Here is a 20,400-nt window from a genome sequence, read left to right as displayed (position 1 = left end):
TCGACCGCGATCGATACGTGTCACAACAGGGCACGACTTCGGTACGGAACCGGAACCCGTCAACAGCGCCGCAGGGGGCAACCGCCATGACGACAGGTCGGCTCGGGCAGCAGGCCGCGCCGCCGAACGCGGCGTACGCCGGGCAGGTAGTGAACTTCCCTGACCCGGTCCGCGCCGCCCGGCACCCCAGAGGGGTGCGGGTGGACAGCGACGGCTATCCGGACTTCTCCGCGTACGCGCGGGCCGCGGCCGAGATCGCCGAGCCGCCCGAGGGCTTCGGCGTCGACGAGCTGCGCCTCACGGACTACGTGTCGGCGAACGCCGCGCTCGCCGCGTCCGGGCACGAACTGTGGGACACCATCCCGGCGGTGGCGACCCCGCACGGCTGGACCTGGCACCACGTCCGCGGCTCGCGCCGCCTCGAACTGGTCCCCGTCGAGGTGAAGGCGTTGCTGCGCCATCACGGCGGGCTCGCGACGGCCGCCGTCGACCAGCACAAGCGCGGCACCCGCCCGTTGCAGGACACCCGGCCCGCGCACTTCGGCCTCCCGAAGTCGGCGGTCGCGGTGACCGAGCAGCAGGTGCTCGGCGTCGAGGAGGACCTGGGGTACCGGCTGCCGGGCGCCTACCGGTCGTTCCTGAAGGCGGCGGGCGGCTGCGCCCCGGTCGGGGCCGCGCTCGACGCCGAACTCGGCCTCCTGATCGACCAGCCGTTCTTCACGGTGCGCGACGAGGCCGCCGTCAACGACGTGGTCTACGTCAACAAGTGTCTGCGCGACCACCTGACCAAGGAGTACCTGGCGGTCGGCTTCGTGCAGGGCGGCATCCTCGCCGTGAAGGTGCGGGGCGCGGCGACCGGCTCCGTCTGGTTCTGCGCGTACGACGACGCGCGGGACGGCGGCGAGTCGGCCGGCTGGTCGGTCGCCGAGCGCGTGGAGCGGCTGCTGCTCCCGTGCGGTGACGACTTCGACGTGTTCCTGTCCCGACTGGCCGGCAACCCGCCGGAGTTGGAGACGGTCGCGAACCTGATGGTGGACGGCGGTTTCGCGAGTGCCGTCCCGACGTACGCGGACGAGGGGTGAAGGTCCGATGGTGACGTTCGCGCAGGCGCAGGAGCGCGCCGAGGAATGGATCAACGGGGATGTGCCCGCCTACCAGCACCGGGAGGTGCGGGTCCGGGAGTTCGAGCTCGGCTTCGTGGTGTGGGCGGAGGACCGCGAGTCCGGTCCCGTCTCCGACGGCGGCCGGCAGCGGCTCGTGCTCGCGCGGGACAGCGGGGAGGTCACGCTGTGGCCCTCGCTGCCCGTGGGTGAGGTGATCCGACGCTACGAGGAGGAGTACGGGCTGCCGGACGGGCCGGCCGAGCCGGCGGCTCCGCGCGCGCCGGAACGGGTGGACCTGAACCAGACGTCGTTCCTGCTGAGCCCGCCGGAGTGGTTGCAGGAGGCGGCGGACAAGCTGGGCATCCCGGACCGCCGCGCGTCGTCCGCCTCCTCGTCCGCCGCCCCGGCCGCTTCGGCGCCCGTCGAGCCGCAGGACTCCGTTCCCGCCGTGCCGGTGGGGGCGACGCCGTGGGCCGGGACGGACACGAACGGGGCGGGTGACGAGGACGACCGTTCGGTGCCGCTGCCCGAGACGGTCTTCTCGCCGCCGCTCTCCGAGGACATGCCGCGGCCCGATGCCACGCCGGACGCGAAGACCGCGTTGATCTCGGGCGGCAGTCAGCTGCCGCGCACATCGGTGTCGCCCGCGCTGGACGAGCAGCCCGCACCGCGGTACGGGTACCCGCAGGGGCCGCCGGCCGGCACCCCGACGCCGCCGCCCCCGCCGGGCGCGATGCCGCCTCCGGTGCCGGGCTCGGCCGTGCCGGGGACGCCTCCGCCCGGGGCACCGCAGTACGGGTACCCGCAGGGTCCGGGTGGCTCGGGCGGCTCGGCCGGTCCGGGTGGTCCGGGTGGTCCGGTGGGCTCGCCTGTGCCGCCTCCGCCTGGGGGGTCGACGCCGCCGCCTGCTCCGGGGGCGTTCAGCACACCTCCACCGCCCCCGCCGGGCGCGATGCCGCCTCCGGTGCCGGGCTCCGCCGTGCCGGGGACGCCTCCGCCCGGGGCGCCGCAGTACGGGTACCCGGGTGGGCCCGACGTTCCGCCGCCGCCCGCGCCCGACGCCGGGGACATCGCCGATGTCGCCACGAGGAAGGCGCAGGGCCCGGCGCGAGGCTCCAGGACGCCGCCGCCGCCGAGCGCGCCCGGGATGCCCGGTGCTCCCGGTGCTCCCGGTGCTCCCGGTGCTGCCGCGGGCGGCTATGTGCCGACGCAGATGGTGTCCTCGCTCGGCCCTGACGGGCAGCCCCAGGTGCCGGGTGCGCCCGCCGCGCCGAAGCCGCCCGGTGCCACGCCCCCGCCGCCCAGCGCCGGTGTGCACCACGCCGCGACGATGCTGGCCGGACCGGCTGTCGGCGGCCCCGGGCAGGCACCGCCGCCGCCCGGTCCGCCCGGCGCCCCCGGAGCTCCGGGTGCGCCCGCCGCGCCGAAGCCGCCCGGCGCCACGCCCCCGCCACCCGGCGCCGGTGCCCACCATGCCGCGACGATGCTCGCCGGGCCGGGACCGCGGGGGCCCGTCGGGCCGCCGCCCGGCGCGATGCCGCCGCCCGTGCCCGGGCAGCAGATCCCGGGCGGCCCGCCCCCGGCGGCGTACGGATATCCGCAGCAGGGCGGTCAGCCGACCGTGGGCCCGGGCTACCAGGCCGTGCTGCGCTACCGCGCGCCCGACGGCTCCGAGCAGCAGCTCATCCGGCGTTCCGCGCCGGGCACGCCGCACCCGGAGTGGCAGATCTTCCACGAGCTGCGGGCCATGAACATCCCGGCGGACCAGGTCCTCGAACTCCATACGGAGCTGGAGTCCTGCGCGCTGCCGGGCGCGTACTGCTCCCGCATGATCAACGAGCAGTGGCCGCAGGCGCGGATCACGTCGATCGCGCCGTACGGCACCGATCACGCCTCCCGCCAGCAGGGCATGCAGCAACTCATCGCGCACCAGGGCGAGTTGCACCAGGTCGCCGACGGTCCGGCCCGGCCCGCGCCGGTGCGCGCGCCGCTGCCGCCCGCACAGCCCGCGCCGCCGGTCCCGCCGGAGGGCATCGCGCAGGAGCTGGCCGCGGCGTTCGGCCCCGGCGTGTTCCGGTTCGACCAGCGGGCCGTGTCGCGGCAGGGCGTGCCGGACATCGTGGCGCACACGCTGGTCGTGGCGGGTCTGCCGGCCGACTTCGGGCCGTTCTTCTGGGCGCAGGCCCAGCCGGGCCGCCCGGTGCCGACCCTGGCCGAGCTGGCGCAGGAGCGCGGGGTGCAGCCGGCGCAGGACGCGGGCTCGTACCTCGTGATGGGCAGTGACTTCGGCAAGGCGATCTGCGTCCAGTACGGGACGGCGAACATCGTGGCCGTCCCGGTCGAGGCCGGACCCGGCGGCGCCGCCGTGCCGCCGCAGTTCGTGAACAGCGGGCTCCCGGAGTTCGCGCGCGCGCTCGGGCTGCTCGGCCGGATGTGGCGGCTGCGCTACGGCCTCAACCCGGAGCAGGCGGGCCGCTGGACCGTCGACTTCCAGGCGCAGCTGAACGCGATCGACCCGGCGGCGCTCGGCTCGCCCGAGACCTGGTGGTCGGTGCTGCTCGAACAGATGTGGGACGGCCTGCTGTGACCTCGTAGCGCCGGACAGCGGTGGGCCATCGGGGCGCTCGACCTGCGGGACGGGTCGGGCGCCCCGATCATGCGCTCATGACAGGCACACGGAGAGCGGCCGGCGCGGCGAGGAAGCGGCGCTGGCCCAGGCGTGTCCTGGTGACGCTGCTCCTGGTCCTCGTGGTGCTGGTCGGATACGGCGCGGGGCTGTACTTCTGGGCGGATTCGCGGCTGCGGACCACGGACGCCTTCGGCGCCGACGCCGAACGTCCGACGGCAGGCAAGGGCACGGACTGGCTGCTCATCGGCTCGGACTCGCGCGCGGACCTGACGCCCGAACAGCGCAAGCAGCTGCACGTCGGCAACGACGGGGGCCGCAACACCGACACGATCATGATTCTGCATTACGGACAGAGCGGCCCGTATCTGATCTCGGTCCCCCGCGACTCGTACGTGCAGGTGCCCGGCCACGGCCGGAGCAAGATCAACGCGGCGTACGCGCTGGGCGGCGCCGAGCTGCTCACCCGGACCGTCGAGCAGGCGACGGGCCTGCGTCTCGACCACTACGCGGAGATCAACTTCCTCGGCCTCGTGGACGTCGTCGACTCGATCGGCGGCGTCACCCTCTGCGTACCCGACGGGGGTCTGCACGACGAGAAGTCCGGGGCCGACTTCGACGCCGGGTGCCGGCACATGGACGGGATCCAGGCGCTCCAGTACGCGCGGGCCCGCTACTCCGACCCGCAGGGCGACCTGGGCCGCGTGAAGCGCCAGCGGCAACTGGTCGACGCGATCGCGGACGAGGCGCTCGGCCCGGCGGTGCTGATCCCGCCGTGGAAGCTGGTCCCGTTCCTGCGCACCTCGCTCGACTCCATCACCGTCGACACCGGCACCGGCGTCGGCGCGCTGGCCACGATGGGCCGGAAAATGTCCGCTCTGGCCGGGACGGCGACCGTGCCGGTGGCGAGCGAGCCGTACGTGGCCGGGGCCGGTGACGTCGTCGAATGGGACCGGAGCGAGGCCGAACAGCTCTTCTCCGCGCTGCGCGGAGACACCGAGATTCCGACTTTCGACACCAATTGACGCATCCTTGACCGGGTGAGTCGGGTGGTGTGCCGCGTGTGTCGTGTTACGGACGCTTCCGCCCGATCCACAAGGATGTGCGCCAATCGCGCAGAACGTCGCACGGGTTGGAGAGGATCGAGATGAGCGGTGCAGCAGGCGCGTCATCGGCGTCGCCGTACGGGTTCGTCGTCGTAAGAGGCCGCGGTTACCGCCCCGAGCAGGTGGAGGCCCGGGCCGCCGAGCTGTACCGGGCCCGGGACGACGCGCGGGAGCGGGCCGCGCGCCTGACCTCCCTCACCGAGGAGAGCGAGGCGGAGGCCGAGCGACTGCGCGCTGTCGTCGCCCAGCTCGCCCCGCAGACCTACGAGACGCTCGGCAGGCGCGCCCAGTACCTGCTGGAACTGGCCGAGGAGGAGGCCGCCGCCGTACGGCACGCGGCGCAGGCCGAGGCCCACGCCCTCACCGAGGCCGCCGCCGAGGCCGGGCGTGCGGCGAAGGACGCCGCGCGGGCCCACGCCGACGAGGTGCTGGGCGAGGCCGACGCGTGGGCCCTGCGGCGGGAGCGGGAGACCCGGGGTCAGGCCGAGGAGATCCGGGGCACCGCGCGGCGCGACGTGAAGGAGACACGCGACGAGGCCCTCGCCGTGCTGCGTGAGGCGGGGGAGCGCGCCGAGCGGCTCCTCGCCGAGCAGGCCGGGGAGCACGGCGAGCGGACCGAGGCGTTCGAGCGGGAGGCCGCCGGGATCGAGGCCGCCGCCGACGAGCGGGAGACCGCGGCCCTGGCCGCCGCCGAGGAACGCCTCGCGGCGGCGCAGCGGGCGTTGGCCGAGGCAGGGGAGGCCGCCCGGCACGGGCAGGAGAACGCGGAGGCGGCCGCGGCGGAGCTGCTCGCGCGGGCGCGGGCACGGGAGGAGAAGGTCTCCCGGGAGACGGAGCGGGTGCTGCGCGAGCACGACGAGGCGCGGGACGAGCTGCGCGCCCGCATGGAGCACGTACGGAACTCCCTGGCGACCCTGACGGGACGGGTCGCGGCCGAGTAGCGGAGTCGGCGGCACGACGGGCAGCCGCGTGTCCCGCCCTTGGGCTCAGTCGTCGCGTGGGCCCGGGGTGAGCATCTTCGCGGCCAGGGCCCGGAGCCGGTCGCGTCCGGCGGTCGTCGGTGCCCGCTCAGGTGGCCGCCCCGCCCGGTGAGGGCAGCGGGCGCAGCCGGGTGACGGCCGAGACGGGTACGGCGCCCGCGGGGTGGCCGGAGCGGCGCTCGTACGGGGCGAGCAACTCCTCGACGCGCGCCGCGAGTTGATCCATCTCGTCCGGGGTCAGGTGGACGAGCGTCTCGACGGACCGCTCGACGGCTCGCACCGGTTGCCGCGGGTCGTCCCAGCGCAGCCGCCAGGGCCGGACCCGGCCGCCACGGTGCGCGGCCTCCTCGATGAGCCCGTGCCGGGCGAGCCGGCGCAGGTGGAACGAGCACAGCCCCGAGCTGTAGCCGAGCCGGGCGGCCGCCTGCGAGGACGTCACGGTGCCGAGCTCGGCCAGCAGGTCGAGGAGGGCGATGCGCACGGGATGGTCGGGCAGCGGTCGTGCGGCCCGGTCCGCCTCGGCGGTCGCCTCTTGTCCGGTCAGTTCTTCCTCAGTCACTTTGCAAAGGGTGCTACTTTGCAAAGCTGTTGGTCAAGTGCCGAGGTGGAGCGAGGAGTTGGCGGGCGATGGGTGAGGGTCTGCGGCCGGAGGTCGAGCGGGGCGCCGTGCGGCGCATCACGGTGGTCGGCGAGGAGGTGCTGCACCGCCCCTGCGAGCCGGTCACCGGCGCGGAGTTCGGTACGCCGGAGCTGGCGCGCCTGATCGACGACATGTTCGCCACGAACCATGTCGCGCACGGCGCGGGCCTCGCCGCGAACCAGGTCGATGTGGACCTGCGCCTCTTCGTCTGGGACATCGAGGACGACTGGGGCGTCCGCCACGTGGGCCACATCGCGAACCCCGTGCTGGACGAGGAGCCCCTCGCCGGGCGCAGACTCGTCGAGGAGATGGAGGGCTGCCTGTCGGTCCCCGGCCCCTACAAGGCGCTGGCCCGCCCCGATCACGCGGTCGTCCGCGGCCAGGACAAGGACGGCAACGACCTGGTCGTCGAGGGCCGCGGCTACTTCGCCCGCTGCCTCCAGCACGAGACGGACCACCTGCACGGCCGGCTCTACATCGACCGGCTCGGCAAGCGGGAGCGCAAGGACGCCCTGCGAGAGATGGCGGAGCTGCGGGACGGGGTGTTCGCGCGGCGGGCGGCCACGGCGGAGCGGCTCGGCAAGTGACCGTCCCGCGCGGTCAGCCGTTCGGCCGGGGGACGCTCCGCGGGCTCTCCTGCCGGACGGCCCCGGCGAGGATCCACTCCTCCACCGCCTCGTACTGCCGCCGCTGCTCCGCGGCCTTGTGCGGCGGTGTCAGTACCGTGCCGAGCCAGCCGAGGAGGAAGCCGAGCGGGACGGAGACGAGACCCGTCGTCGTGAACGGGAACCAGTTGAAGTCGCGGTCAGGGAACGCCGAGGACGGGGAGCCCGACACCAGGTTGGTGCCCGTCATCAGGAGCAGGCACGCCGCCGTGCCGCCCAGCAGCGTCCACAGCAGGCCCGCGCGCGTGAAGCGGCGCCAGAAGAGGCTGTAGACCAGGGCGGGGGCCAGCGCGGAGGCGCCCAGGCAGAAGGAGAGCGTGACCAGCGGTTGCAGGTTGCGGTGCTGGACCAGGGTGGCCAGGAGGATCGCGGGCGCGCCGACCGCGAGCGCCGCGACCCGTACCATCCGCAGCTCCGCGCGCTCGGTCAACTGCCGCCTGCGGTAGGCGAACACGTCGTGCGCCAGCGAGTTGGCGCAGGCCAGGATCATGCCCGCCACGGAGGCCAGCAGCGTCAGGAACAGCGCGGTCGTGACCGTCGTGAAGAGCAGCGACTCGGTCGTGGTCATGGCCGGGCCGAACGCCGCCCGCGCGCCCAGCAGATACGCCGTGTTGCCCTGCGCGTCGGCGGCCGCGATGGTGTCGCGGCCGAGCAGCGCCGTCGCGCCGATCCCGACGACGGAGATGATGAGGACGAAGACACCCGCCGACGAGACCGCCCAGGACATCGAGCGCCGCACTTCGCGGGCATGCCGCGCCGTGTACATGCGCATGGTGACGTGCGGCAGGCAGGCCGCGCCGATGACCACCGTCAGCTGCGAACTGATCATGTCCGTACGGGGATGGGGGCCGCCCGCGAACTCCAGGCCCGGGGTGAGGTAGGCGCGGCCCTCGCCGCTCCGCCGCGCCGCCACCGCGAGCAGTGTGCCGGGGTTCCAGTCGAAGCGGTGCAGGATCAGGGCCGCGACCACGGCGCCCGAGCCGAGCAGCATCACCATCTTGACGATCTGGATGACGGCGGTGCCCCTCATGCCGCCGATCGCCGCATAGCTGATCATCAGCGCGCCGAGGGCGACCACGCAGCCGGTCTTGAAGCCCTCGCTGGTGAAGCCGAGCAGGAACGCCAGCAGGTCGCCGGTGCCCGCCAGTTGGACGAGCATGAGGGGGACGAGGGCGGTGAGGGTGGTGGCGCAGGCGGCGACGCGTACCGCCCTGCCCGGCATCCGGCGGGCCAGCGCGTCGCCCATCGTGAACCGGCCCGCGTTGCGCAGTGGCTCGGCGAGCAGGAACATCAGGAGCATCAGGGAGAGTGCCGTGCTGAGGGCGAGGACCACGCCGTCGTAGCCCATGAGCGCGATGATGCCGCCGGTGCCGAGCACGGTCGCCGCCGAGATGTAATCGCCCGCGACGGCCAGGCCGTTGCCCATCGGCGTCAGCCGGCCGAAGCCCGTGCAGAACTCCTCCAGGTCGTCGCGGTCCGGGCCGGTCACGATGGAGAGCAGGAGCGTGACCGTGGCCACGGCCGTGAAGGCCACCAGTGACATGGACTCCGGCGACAGGCCCGTCATCGCCCGCCGCCCGCCGGGCGCCTGCCCTGCCGCCGCAGACGGTGGGCGAGCGGGTCGACGCGCCGCCGGGCCGTGTACTCGTAGAGCATCAACGCCACCCAGCTGACCGGGAGTTGGCAGAGCCCGATGAGGAGCCCCGTGGAGAGGCCGCCGGTGGCGGAGCGGTTCATCACGGCCGGGGCGAACGCCGACAGGAACAGGAAGAGGGTGAAGTAGCCGAGCGCGGTGAGGGTGGCGACGCGGCGCTGCCTGCGGTAGGCGGTGCGCAGCCGGATCAGCTCGGGGCTCGGACCGCCGGGCGGTGGCAGATCGGGGTGGCGGGGGAGCCGGTGGGCCGGGGCGCGGCCGGCCGGTGGACGGTGGGCCGGTGAGCGGTAGGCGGGGGAGGGGTGCGGCATCCCGTTCTCCTTGCGCTGCTCGGGTCCGCCGGGGACGGGCGGACCGCAGGGAGTGCGTGAGGAGCCGGAACGTTACTCGGAGGTAGGCGAGTTGGGCGAGGCTTTGCGCAAACCGATCAGTCGGTACGCCCGGGGGGCCGTCTCCGGGCGGCGCGGGTGGAGCCGACCCCGAGACGGGCTCCACCAGGAGGTGGAGCTCCCCTAGGGGTATCTCCGTACAACGGACCGGGGGCCGTTCGTCCCCCGGGAGGACGAGCCGGGCGGGGGTTCTTCCTACCGTCGAGGGGTGGGGTTTTCCCCCGGGAAAGACGGTGACTTCCACCAGCGCGCCCGGGGCCCCGCGTCACCAGACTTGGACGTGCCGCAGACCACTGCGGGCGGGGTGGGACCGACATAGGAGAAAAACCGTGACTACGGCTGTGACCAATCCCGGGCGCGGGGGCAATTCAGAGGGTGCTGCGCGCAGTGCCTCGGTGAGGGGTGACGGCCGGGAGACGGGCGGGCGGACGCCGGTCGCCGCGAGGGCGCGGCAGGTCGTGAAGGCGTACGGGTCGGGGGAGACCCGGGTCGTCGCGCTCGACCAGGTCGACGTGGACATCGCACGCGGCCGGTTCACCGCGATCATGGGCCCGTCGGGGTCCGGCAAGTCGACGCTGATGCACTGCCTGGCCGGGCTCGACACCGTGACCTCCGGGCAGATCCACCTCGACGAGACGGAGATCACCGGGCTCAAGGACAAGAAGCTCACGCAGCTGCGCCGCGACCGGATCGGCTTCATCTTCCAGTCGTTCAACCTGCTGCCCACCCTGAACGCCCTGGAGAACATCACGCTGCCCATGGACATCGCGGGCCGCAAGCCGGACCGGAAGTGGCTGGAGCAGGTCGTGGAGACCGTCGGGCTCGCCGGGCGGCTCAAGCACCGGCCCACCCAGCTCTCCGGCGGCCAGCAGCAGCGCGTCGCCGTGGCCCGCGCGCTGGCCGCCCGGCCCGAGATCATCTTCGGCGACGAGCCCACCGGCAATCTGGACTCCCGGGCCGGCTCCGAGGTCCTCGGCTTCCTGCGCCGCTCCGTGGACGAGCTCGGCCAGACCATCGTCATGGTCACCCACGACCCGGTCGCCGCCTCCTACGCGGACCGCGTCCTGTACCTGGCGGACGGCCGCATCGTCGACGAGATGCACCGCCCGACCGCCGAGGCCGTCCTGGACCGGATGAAGGACTTCGACGCCCGGGGGCGTACGTCATGAGTACCAACACCGTGCTGAAGACCTCGCTGCGCAACTTCGTCGCCCACAAGGGCCGGATGGCCCTCTCCGCGATCGCCGTGCTCCTGTCGGTCGCCTTCGTCTGCGGGACGCTCGTGTTCACGGACACGATGGACAAGACGTTCGACAAGCTGTTCACGGCCACCGCCGCCGACGTCTCCGTCAGCCCGAAGGACTCCGGGACCGAGGGCACCGCGACCGGCCGCCCCGAGTCGCTGCCCGCGTCCGCGCTCGCCGCCGTGCGCAAGGCGGAGGGCGTCAAGTCCGCGGAGGGCGCCATCAGTTCGATGGACGTGACCGTCGTCGACTCCCACAACAAGAACATGGGGTCCGAGAGCGGCGGGCCCACCATCGCGGGCAACTGGACGAAGAACGACCTCCGCTCCATGGAGATCACCTCCGGGCACGCGCCGCGCGGCCCGACCCAGCTCATGGTCGACTCCGACACCGCGGACAAGCACCACCTGAAGCTCGGCGACGAACTGCGCACCATCGCCGCCACCGGTGACTTCAAGGCGAAGATCGTCGGCATCGCCTCGTTCACGGTCACCAACCCGGGTGCGGCCGTCGTCTACTTCGACACCGCCACCGCCCAGCGCGAACTCATCGGCGCCACCGGCCGGTTCACCCAGATCAGCGCCACCGCCGCGGCCGGCGTCAGCGACATCCAGCTCAAGCGGAACGTCGCCGCCGAACTCTCCGCCGGCACCGCGTACAAGATCCAGACGCAGCAGGAGGCCGCGGACGCCAACGCCTCCGACGTCTCCTCCTTCATGGACGTCATCAAGTACGCGCTGCTCGGCTTCGCCGGGATCGCGTTCCTCGTCGGCATCTTCCTGATCATCAACACGTTCTCGATGCTGGTCGCGCAGCGCACCCGCGAGATCGGCCTGATGCGGGCGATCGGCTCCTCCCGCAAGCAGGTCAACCGCTCGGTCCTGGTCGAGGCGCTGCTGCTCGGCGTCGTCGGCTCCGTCGTCGGGGTCGCCGCCGGTGTCGGGCTCGCCGTCGGGCTGATGAAGCTGATGTCCGCGATGGGCATGGACCTGTCCACGGACGACCTCACCGTGAAGTGGACGACGCCCGCGATCGGCCTGCTCCTCGGCATCGTCGTCACCGTCCTCGCCGCCTACCTGCCCGCGCGCCGGGCCGGCAAGGTCTCCCCGATGGCCGCCCTGCGGGACGCGGGCACCCCCGCCGACGTCAGGGCCGGTGCCGTACGCGCCGTGCTCGGGCTCGCCCTCACCGGCGGCGGCGGTTTCGCGCTCTACCTCGCCACCCAGGCCGACAAGGCGAGCCAGGGCTCCCTGTGGCTCGGCGTCGGCATCGTCGCCTCGCTCATCGGCTTCGTCGTCATCGGCCCGCTCCTCGCCGGGCTCGTCGTCCGGGTGCTCAGCGCGGTGCTGCTGCGCTTCTTCGGCCCGGTCGGCCGCCTCGCCGAACGCAACGCGCTGCGCAACCCGCGCCGCACCGGCGCCACCGGCGCGGCCCTGATGATCGGCCTCGCCCTCGTCGCCTGCCTCTCGGTCGTCGGCTCCTCGATGGTCGCCTCGGCCACCGATCAGCTCGACAAGTCGGTCGGTGCGGACTTCATCGTCGAACCCAGCAACGGCGTCATCACGCCGCAGGCCGCCGCGGCCCTGAAGAAGGCCACGGCCTCCGGCGACATCGCCCACGTCACCGAGGTCAAGTTCGTCAAGGCGACGCTCACCACCCCGGCCGGCACGAAGGAGGAGGAGGAACTGGCCGCGGCCAGTCCGTCCTACGCCCAGGACCTGCGGCGCGAGACCACCTCCGGCGAGCTGAAGGCGGCGTACGGGAAGAACGCCATGTCGGTGGGGTCCGAGTTCGCCAAGAAGAACGCCGTCAAGGTCGGCGACACGATGACCGTCGCCTTCGATCACGGACGGACCGCGAAGCTGAAGATCGCGGCGATCACCTCGGACGACACGGTCTTCGACAAGGGCGCGATGTACACGAACGTCGCGACGGCCGCCCAGTACCTGCCGGCGGACCGGGTCCCGCTGAACGGGATGATGTTCGCCAAGGCCACCGACGGCAAGGCCGACCAGGCGTACAAGCAGCTCAAGGCATCCGTCGCCGCCGACCCGACCGTCAAGGTCAAGGACCAGACCGACTACAAGCAGACCCTCAAGGACCAGATCGGCCAGCTCCTCAACATGATCTACGGGCTCCTCGCCCTCGCGATCATCGTCGCGGTGCTCGGCGTCGTGAACACCCTCGCCCTGTCGGTGGTGGAGCGGACCCGCGAGATCGGCCTGATGCGCGCCATCGGCCTCTCCCGCCGCCAGCTGCGCCGCATGATCCGTCTGGAGTCGGTGGTCATCGCCCTCTTCGGCGCCCTGCTCGGCCTCGGGCTCGGCATGGGCTGGGGCGCCACGGCCCAGAAACTCCTGGCCCTGGAAGGTCTCGGCGTCCTGGAGATCCCCTGGCCGACGATCATCGCGGTCTTCATCGCCTCGGCCTTCGTGGGCCTGTTCGCGGCGCTCGTGCCGGCGTTCAGGGCGGGCCGGATGAACGTACTGAACGCGATCGCGACGGATTAGCTCCGCCGGTCGAGCGAAAGGCCCCGGGACAGGTTGGTCCCGGGGCCTTCTGTTGTGCTGCCGGAGCAGTGGGGCTGTGGCGCAGCCGCCTGCCCCAGGGGCGCGGGGAACTGCGCGACCAGCCACGACGGTGTCGCGCGTGGCCGACCGGACGGGTGTCACTCCGGCCTGGAGGGGCCGCTCGACGGACCCGGGCAGCGAGGCATCACCTGGCCGGGACCGGGCCGCTCGGCGGCCTCCCCGTCCGGCACGTCCGCCGACGTGCCCGCCGCCTGCCCGGGGTCGGACCGGGCCCCGCCCAGCCGCTCGGTGACACCCCCTGGACGCCGTCCCTCGATCGGGCGACAGCCCCCCGCGCGACGTACCCTGGAGAACCCCGGCCCGTTCGACGTGTCGGGCCTCTTGCGTTGCCCACCCCGGCGGGAAAGGCCAAGCCCCACCCATGAGCCTGTACGGACTGCTCGACGCCGTCGTCAAGGACGCGGCCCTCACCGAAGCGGTGAAGGCCGCCGGTGACGGCAACCGCATGCACATCGACCTCGTGGGGCCGCCCGCGTCCCGCCCCTTCACCGTGGCCGCCCTCGCCCGCGAGACGAAGCGGACCGTCCTCGCGGTCACCGCCACCGGCCGCGAGGCCGAGGACCTGGCCGCCGCGCTGCGCTCCCTGCTCCCCGAGGACCGGATCGTGGAGTACCCGTCGTGGGAGACGCTGCCGCACGAGCGGCTCTCCCCGCGCTCCGACACCGTGGGCCGCCGCCTCGCCGTGCTGCGCCGCCTCGCGCACCCCCGTGAGGACGACCCCGAGACCGGCCCGGTCTCCGTCGTCGTCGCGCCCGTCCGCTCGGTCCTCCAGCCGCAGGTCAAGGGGCTCGGCGACCTGGAGCCCGTCGCCCTGCGCAGCGGGCAGAGCGCCGACCTGGACGAGACCGTCGAGGCGCTGGCCGCGGCCGCCTACGCCCGGGTCGAACTCGTCGAGAAGCGCGGCGAGTTCGCGGTGCGCGGCGGCATCCTCGACGTCTTCCCGCCGACCGAGGAACACCCGCTGCGCGTCGAGTTCTGGGGCGACGACGTCGAGGAGATCCGCTACTTCAAGGTCGCCGACCAGCGCTCCCTGGAGATCGCCGAGCACGGCCTGTGGGCCCCGCCCTGCCGGGAGCTGCTGCTCACCGCCGACGTGCGGGCCAGGGCGGCGGCTCTCGCCGAGGAGCACCCGGAGCTGGGCGAGCTGCTCGGCAAGATCGCCGAGGGCATCGCGGTCGAGGGCATGGAGTCCCTCGCGCCCGTCCTCGTCGACGACATGGAGCTGCTGCTCGACGTACTGCCCAAGGACTCGATGGCGCTCGTCTGCGACCCCGAGCGGGTGCGCTCCCGCGCCGCCGACCTCGTCGCGACCTCGCACGAGTTCCTCCAGGCGTCCTGGGCGGCGTCGGCGACCGGCGGCGAGGCCCCCATCGACGTGGGCGCGGCCTCGCTGTGGGGGATCGCGGACGTCCGGGAGCGGGCGCGCGAGCTTGGCATGATGTGGTGGTCGGTGTCGCCGTTCGCCGCCGACGCCGCGGGTTCGGACGCGGACACGCTCCAGCTCGGCATGCACGCCCCCGAGTCGTACCGGGGCGACACCGCGAAGGCGCTGGCCGACACCAAGGGCTGGCTCGCCGACGGCTGGCGCACGGTCTACGTCACCGAGGGGCACGGCCCCGCGGCCCGTACCGTCGAGGTGCTCGGCGGCGAGGGCATCGCCGCCCGCCTCGACAAGGAGCTCGACCAGCTCGCCCCCTCCGTGGTGCAGGTCTCCTGCGGCTGCCTCGAAGTGGGCTTCGTCGACCCCGGGTTGAAGCTCGCCGTCCTCACCGAGACCGACCTCACCGGCCAGCGCACCGCCGGCAAGGACGGTCAGCGGATGCCCGCGCGGCGCCGCAAGACCATCGACCCGCTCACCCTGGAGTCCGGCGACTACATCGTGCACGAGCAGCACGGCGTGGGCCGCTACATCGAGATGGTGCAGCGCACGGTCCAGGGCGCGACCCGCGAGTACCTCGTCGTCGAGTACGCGCCCGCCAAGCGCGGCCAGCCCGGCGACCGCCTCTACATCCCCACGGACCAGCTGGAGCAGATCACCAAGTACGTCGGCGGCGAGTCCCCGACCCTGCACCGCCTGGGCGGCGCCGACTGGACCAAGACGAAGGCGCGCGCCAAGAAGGCGGTCAAGGAGATCGCCGCCGACCTGATCAAGCTGTACAGCGCGCGCATGGCCGCCCCCGGCCACGCCTTCGGCGCGGACACGCCCTGGCAGCGGGAGCTGGAGGACGCGTTCCCGTACGTGGAGACGCCCGACCAGCTCACCACGATCGCCGAGGTCAAGGAGGACATGGAGAAGACGGTCCCGATGGACCGCCTGATCTGTGGCGACGTCGGCTACGGCAAGACCGAGATCGCGGTCCGCGCCGCCTTCAAGGCCGTCCAGGACGGCAAGCAGGTCGCGGTCCTCGTGCCCACGACGCTCCTCGTGCAGCAGCACTTCGGCACGTTCTCCGAGCGGTACGCCCAGTTCCCGGTCAGCGTCCGGGCGTTGAGCCGCTTCCAGTCCGACACCGAGTCCAGGGCGACGCTCGAAGGGCTCCGCGACGGCTCCGTCGACATCGTCATCGGCACCCACCGCCTCTTCTCCTCCGAGACCAAGTTCAAGGACCTGGGCCTGGTCATCGTCGACGAGGAGCAGCGGTTCGGCGTCGAGCACAAGGAGCAGCTGAAGAAGCTCCGCGCCAACGTGGACGTACTGACCATGTCCGCCACCCCAATCCCCCGTACGCTCGAAATGGCGGTGACCGGCATCCGTGAGATGTCGACGATCACCACGCCGCCCGAGGAGCGCCATCCGGTCCTCACCTTCGTCGGCCCGTACGAGGAGAAGCAGATCGGCGCGGCCGTCCGCCGCGAACTGCTGCGCGAGGGACAGGTCTTCTACATCCACAACCGGGTCGAGTCCATCGACCGGGCGACGGCCAGGCTCCGCGCCATCGTCCCGGAGGCCCGGATCGCGACGGCCCACGGCCAGATGTCCGAACAGGCCCTGGAACAGGTCGTGGTGGACTTCTGGGAGAAGAAGTTCGACGTCCTCGTCTCGACGACGATCGTCGAGTCCGGCATCGACATCTCCAACGCCAACACGCTCATCGTGGAGCGCGGCGACAACTTCGGCCTCTCCCAGCTCCACCAGTTGCGCGGCCGCGTCGGCCGCGGCCGGGAGCGCGGCTACGCCTACTTCCTGTACCCGCCGGAGAAGCCCCTGACGGAGACGGCCCACGAACGGCTCGCGACCATCGCCCAGCACACCGAGATGGGCGCGGGCATGTACGTCGCGATGAAGGACCTGGAGATCCGCGGCGCGGGCAACCTGCTCGGCGGCGAACAGTCCGGCCACATCGCGGGCGTCGGCTTCGACCTCTACGTACGCATGGTCGGTGAGGCCGTCGCGGACTACCGCGCGTCCATCGAGGGCGGCGTGGAGGAGGAGCCGCCGCTGGAGGTCAAGATCGAGCTCCCGGTCGACGCGCACGTCCCGCACGACTACGCGCCCGGCGAGCGGCTGCGGCTCCAGGCGTACCGCGCCATCGCCTCTGCCACCACCGAGGACGACGTCCGGCAGGTCCGCGAGGAGCTGACCGACCGTTACGGCAAGCTCCCGGAGCCGGTCGAGAACCTGCTGCTCGTCGCCGGGCTGCGGATGCTCGCGCGGGCGTGCGCGGTCGGCGATATCGTGCTCCAGGGCAACAACATCCGTTTCGCGCCGGTGGAGTTGAGGGAGTCGCAGGAGCTGCGCCTCAAGCGGCTCTACCCGGGCACGGTCATCAAGGCGGCCTCGCACCAGGTCCTCGTGCCGCGTCCGAAGACGGCGAAAGTGGGCGGAAAGCCGTTGGTCGGGCGGGAGTTGCTCTCCTGGGTCGGCGAGTTCCTCACCTCGATCCTGGGGTCGTAGCACCTGTTCCCGCCCCGCGGAGGCGGGAAGTGTGGTGGCGTTCATGGTGTCCACGGCGGGACCCTCCGCCGTGGACACCGATCAGGGGAGGGGACACCACCATGACCGACGCCGAGACCCGCCGGATGTGGCACCTGCTGGAGCCGCTGCACGCGGTGCTCTACTACGCGCCCGAGGTCTACGCGGAAGCGGGCGCGCTCGGCTACGAGGTGGAGGAGCGCTGGCCGAGCTACTTCGCGTGGCGCTCGGCCCCGCTGGGCGCGGCCGGCGCCCGGCGCGTCGCCTCCGCGTTCTACAGCTTCAGCCCGGACACGGTCGCCGGGCACATACCCGGCGCCTGGAAGGTGGCGTCGCCCGCGGACGTTCTGGCGGCGCGGTCGCGCGGTATCGACCGGGCCTACCGCTCGCTCTTCGGCGACGCGCTCGACACCCCCGAGGTGGCGCGCGCCGCGGCCCTCGCCCGGCGCGCCGCCGAGGCCGTGAACGTGGAGGGCCGCCCGCTGGCCGCCGCCAACGCCGAACTGCCCTGGCCCGACGCCCCGCACCTGGCCCTCTGGCAGGCGGCGACCGTGCTGCGCGAGCACCGCGGCGACGGCCACCTCGCCGCACTGCTCGCCGCGGAACTCGACCCGGTCGAGGCGCTCGTGTCGTTCGCGGCGGTCGGGGCGGCCCCGGCCGCGAACTTCGCGAGCCGCGGCTGGTCCGACGAGGAGTGGTCCGCCGCACGCCAACGCCTCGAAAAGCGCGGCCTGTTGGACGGCGAGGGGCTCGCCACCGACGCGGGGCGCGCCCTGCGGGCCGAGGTGGAGTCCCGCACCGACGCCCTCGCCGCCGCTCCCTGGCGGGCGCTCGGCGCCGAGTCCACCGCCGAACTCGCGGAGCTGCTCGGCCCGTTGTGGGTGACGGTCCTCGGCGCGGGGCTGTTGCCGACCGTGACGACACTGGGTATCGGCAAAGTGTGATCATGCTTCCGATACGGTGACCGAGGCCGAAGGCGACCAAAAGGGGAGGTAGTGCCGTGCTGCGAGGCGCTGGGCGAGGAGCGGCCGCCGTGCTGATGGCCGCGGTGGCCGTCACCGGCTGCAAGGCCGAGACGGACAGGGCGGGTGGCGAGGCGGGGCCGGAGCCCCAGGGCAAGGCGGGCAGCGCGCTCGCCGCCGTCGACGGGCTCACGGTCAAGGGCCGCGCGCCCAAGACCGGGTACGCGCGGGAACGATTCGGCAGCGCGTGGGCGGACACCGACTCCAACAGGTGCGACACCCGCGACGACATCCTCAAGCGAGACCTCACCTCCGTCCACTACGCGGACGGGGAGTGCAAGGTCGTCTCCGGCACCCTCGCCCCCGACCCCTACGGCGGCAAGGACATCGCGTTCGCGCGCGGGCGCAGCAAGGTCGACATCGATCACCTCGTCGCCCTGTCGGACGCCTGGCAGAAGGGCGCCTTCCAGTGGAAGCCGGCGAAGCGCATCGCGTTCGCCAACGACCCGCTGAACCTGCTCGCCGTGGACGCGTCCCCCAACCGCAGCAAGGGGGACGGGGACACGGCCACCTGGCTGCCGCCCAACAAGGGCTACCGGTGTACGTATGTCGCCGGTCAGGTCGCGGTGAAGCAGAAGTACGAGGTGTGGGTGACGGCCGCCGAGCGGGACGCCATGAAGAAGGTGCTCCGCACCTGCCCGGGCCAGAAGCTGCCCACCGGCGGAAATCCGACTGCGGCGCCGCCGCGGTTCCATGCACGATGACGGTATGAAAACGCAGCCCGCAACCGATCTGACCGTCACCACCCTCGCGGAGCGGCCCGAACTCGCCGCGCCGATGTGGGGGATGCCGGACAACTGGCCGGTCTTCGCCGTGCAGGACCCGGTCGCCGTGCTGCTGATGCCCCGGGTCCGCGACGAGCTGCCCGAGTACGTGCTCGTCGCCACCGACGCCGGCGGCGCGGTCGTGGCCCGGGGCTTCAGCGTGCCGTTCGCCCTGCACGTCGAAGGGCGCGGGCAGCTGCCGGACCGGGGCTGGGACCAGGTGCTGCAATGGGCGTTCGCCGACCGGGAGAGCGGCCGCGCCCCGGACACGGTCAGCGCCATCGAGATCACGGTCGTGCCCGCCATGCAGGGCAGGGGTCTGTCGGGCCGGATGCTCGCGGCCATGCGGGAGAACGCGCGGGGCCGGGGTTTCCGCGAGGTCGTCGCACCCGTGCGGCCCAGCGCCAAGCACCTGGAACCGGCCGTGCCGATGAGCGAGTACGCGTATCGGGTACGGGAGTCGGACGGTCTGCCGGGCGACCCGTGGCTGCGCGTGCACGCGCGCGCGGGGGCCGTCATCGACAAGGTCGCCCCGGCCTCGATGGCCGTGTCCGGGTCGCTGGCGCAGTGGCGTGCCTGGACCGGGCTCCCCTTCGACACCGCGGGCCCCGTCGAGGTGCCCGGGGCTCTGGTGCCGGTGCGGTGCGAGCCGGAGCACGACCATGCCGCGTACGTCGAGCCGAACGTGTGGATGCGGCACGCGCTGTGAGCGCGTGCCGCATCCGAGGGTCCCCGGGGCTGTGGCCGACGGCTACAGCTTCAGGTCCCACTGCGAGGCGTTGTACTCGAAGCTGGGCGTGACCTCGACGGTCAGGTTCTTGGCGGCGGCCGGCGCGTCGAAGGCGTAGACGACCGTGGCCTTCTTGCCCGGCAGGATCGTGCCGTCGAAGCCTGTGCCGACCTTCTCGTCGAAGACCTGCTCGGCGTCGACCCCGTCCTTGCCGGCGCGGGCACCGGCGCTGAGCAGGGACGAGTCGAACTTCTCCTTGCTGTCGTTGGTGACCGTGACGGTGACCTTGTAGGCGTGGTTGCCCGCGGTGTGGCCCGCCGCGTACTCGCTCGGGCTGTACGCCACCGCGTTCGACACCGTCACCGTCAGGTCGTCGTCGTAGATCACGGAGTCACCCGCTTCGAGGGCCTTGCCGGCGTCGGGCTTCTCCGCGTCCGCGTCGGACGTGCCGGCGTCGGAGGTGTCCGTGTCCTTCGCGTCGCCGGACGTCTTCGTGTCCTTGGGCTTGGTGTCCGACACCGACTTGTTGATCTCGTCGACCGCGTCGTCGACGGCCTTGAACGTGGTGTACGCGCCGAAGACCGCGAGGCCGAGAGAGGCCAGCGCGAGGATCACGCCGGTCAGCGCCACGCCCTTGTTCGTCGCCTCACCGCGCTTGGCCCGGCCGCGGCCCGTCAGGCCCAGGATCAGAGCGACCACGCCGAGGATGCCGGCCAGCCAGAACAGGATCGGGACGAGGCCGGACAGCGCGCCGATGACGCCGAGGATCAGCGCCGCCGTCCCCAGCCCGTTCCGCGCGACCTGCTGCGGCTGCTGCGGCTGGAACGGCGGGTACTGCGGCTGCTGCTGGGTCTGGGACATGGATTCCTCCGAGATGAGAGACGCCAACCTCCCCCCGGCTTTCTGTGTATCCGGCGGTTGGCTGGGTTAAGCAGACCACAGCGTGTGAACCGAGTCAACCGCGTTCACGCGC

General features: G+C 72.8%; 15 protein-coding genes. 11 read left to right on the top strand and 4 right to left on the bottom strand.

The genetic code is table 11. The features are described 5' to 3' along the window. The first annotated feature begins 86 nt into the window (after positions 1-86). From ACZ45E_RS19145 to ACZ45E_RS19130, 4 genes are all read left to right on the top strand, one after another. Positions 87-1,082 carry an SMI1/KNR4 family protein gene (locus ACZ45E_RS19145; protein ID WP_468222104.1) on the top strand — a complete coding sequence of 332 codons (996 nt, stop codon included), beginning with the start codon at positions 87-89 and terminating at the stop codon, positions 1,080-1,082. Between the two features lie 7 nt (positions 1,083-1,089). After that, positions 1,090-3,690, top strand: a complete 2,601-nt coding sequence (locus ACZ45E_RS19140; protein ID WP_468222103.1) for an SUKH-4 family immunity protein — start codon at positions 1,090-1,092, stop codon at positions 3,688-3,690. A 77-nt stretch (positions 3,691-3,767) separates the two neighbouring features. After that, complete coding sequence (locus tag ACZ45E_RS19135; protein WP_468222102.1) at positions 3,768-4,754, top strand: LCP family protein; 987 nt, start codon at positions 3,768-3,770, stop codon at positions 4,752-4,754. A gap of 122 nt (positions 4,755-4,876) precedes the next feature. Continuing rightward, positions 4,877-5,776 carry a cellulose-binding protein gene (locus ACZ45E_RS19130; protein WP_468222101.1) on the top strand — a complete coding sequence of 300 codons (900 nt, stop codon included), beginning with the start codon at positions 4,877-4,879 and terminating at the stop codon, positions 5,774-5,776. Between the two features lie 127 nt (positions 5,777-5,903). Here ACZ45E_RS19130 and ACZ45E_RS19125 read toward each other — a convergent pair whose 3' ends face one another. Beyond that, complete coding sequence (locus tag ACZ45E_RS19125; RefSeq protein WP_468222100.1) at positions 5,904-6,374, bottom strand: ArsR/SmtB family transcription factor; 471 nt, start codon at positions 6,372-6,374, stop codon at positions 5,904-5,906. Positions 6,375-6,442: 68 nt separating this feature from the next. On the opposite strand from ACZ45E_RS19125, the gene def reads away from it, so the two are divergent. After that, positions 6,443-7,042, top strand: a complete 600-nt coding sequence (gene def, locus ACZ45E_RS19120; protein WP_468222099.1) for a peptide deformylase — start codon at positions 6,443-6,445, stop codon at positions 7,040-7,042. A 13-nt stretch (positions 7,043-7,055) separates the two neighbouring features. Here the strand turns inward: def and ACZ45E_RS19115 are convergent, their stop codons facing one another. Together ACZ45E_RS19115 and ACZ45E_RS19110 are read right to left on the bottom strand one after the other, a co-directional pair. After that, positions 7,056-8,687: a sodium/solute symporter gene (locus tag ACZ45E_RS19115; RefSeq protein ID WP_468222098.1), complete on the bottom strand. Its 1,632-nt coding sequence runs from the start codon at positions 8,685-8,687 to the stop codon at positions 7,056-7,058. Further along, complete coding sequence (locus ACZ45E_RS19110) at positions 8,684-9,085, bottom strand: DUF485 domain-containing protein (RefSeq protein ID WP_468222096.1); 402 nt, start codon at positions 9,083-9,085, stop codon at positions 8,684-8,686. The genes ACZ45E_RS19115 and ACZ45E_RS19110 overlap by 4 nt, the downstream gene beginning before the upstream one ends. A gap of 473 nt (positions 9,086-9,558) precedes the next feature. Between ACZ45E_RS19110 and ACZ45E_RS19105 the strand changes: the two genes are divergently transcribed. The 6 genes from ACZ45E_RS19105 to ACZ45E_RS19080 all read left to right on the top strand — a co-directional run bounded on the left by ACZ45E_RS19105 (position 9,559) and on the right by ACZ45E_RS19080 (position 19,406). Continuing rightward, on the top strand, positions 9,559-10,332 hold the full coding sequence (locus ACZ45E_RS19105; RefSeq protein ID WP_468222095.1) for an ABC transporter ATP-binding protein: 774 nt from the start codon (positions 9,559-9,561) through the stop codon (positions 10,330-10,332). After that, on the top strand, positions 10,329-12,917 hold the full coding sequence (locus ACZ45E_RS19100) for an ABC transporter permease (protein ID WP_468222093.1): 2,589 nt from the start codon (positions 10,329-10,331) through the stop codon (positions 12,915-12,917). The genes ACZ45E_RS19105 and ACZ45E_RS19100 overlap by 4 nt, the downstream gene beginning before the upstream one ends. Before the next feature lie 442 nt (positions 12,918-13,359). Continuing rightward, on the top strand, positions 13,360-16,893 hold the full coding sequence (gene mfd, locus ACZ45E_RS19095; RefSeq protein WP_468222091.1) for a transcription-repair coupling factor: 3,534 nt from the start codon (positions 13,360-13,362) through the stop codon (positions 16,891-16,893). Between the two features lie 101 nt (positions 16,894-16,994). Then, the gene (locus ACZ45E_RS19090; RefSeq protein WP_468222090.1) at positions 16,995-17,855 is read left to right on the top strand and encodes an SCO6745 family protein; all 861 of its coding nucleotides are present in this window, start codon (positions 16,995-16,997) and stop codon (positions 17,853-17,855) included. A gap of 95 nt (positions 17,856-17,950) precedes the next feature. Further along, positions 17,951-18,637 (top strand): HNH endonuclease family protein, encoded by a 687-nt coding sequence (locus ACZ45E_RS19085; RefSeq protein WP_468222330.1) that lies wholly within the window; start codon positions 17,951-17,953, stop codon positions 18,635-18,637. A 4-nt stretch (positions 18,638-18,641) separates the two neighbouring features. Then, a complete protein-coding gene (locus ACZ45E_RS19080; protein WP_468222089.1) occupies positions 18,642-19,406 on the top strand; it encodes a GNAT family N-acetyltransferase in 765 nt (254 codons plus the stop codon). A gap of 42 nt (positions 19,407-19,448) precedes the next feature. Here the strand turns inward: ACZ45E_RS19080 and ACZ45E_RS19075 are convergent, their stop codons facing one another. Then, the gene (locus ACZ45E_RS19075; protein WP_468222087.1) at positions 19,449-20,288 is read right to left on the bottom strand and encodes a DUF4190 domain-containing protein; all 840 of its coding nucleotides are present in this window, start codon (positions 20,286-20,288) and stop codon (positions 19,449-19,451) included. Positions 20,289-20,400 lie beyond the last annotated feature (112 nt).

This window comes from Streptomyces sp. NPDC030991, assembly GCF_055571235.1.
The sequence above is the reverse complement of the archived record's forward strand: the minus strand, read 5'-3'. Positions and strand labels throughout refer to the sequence as shown.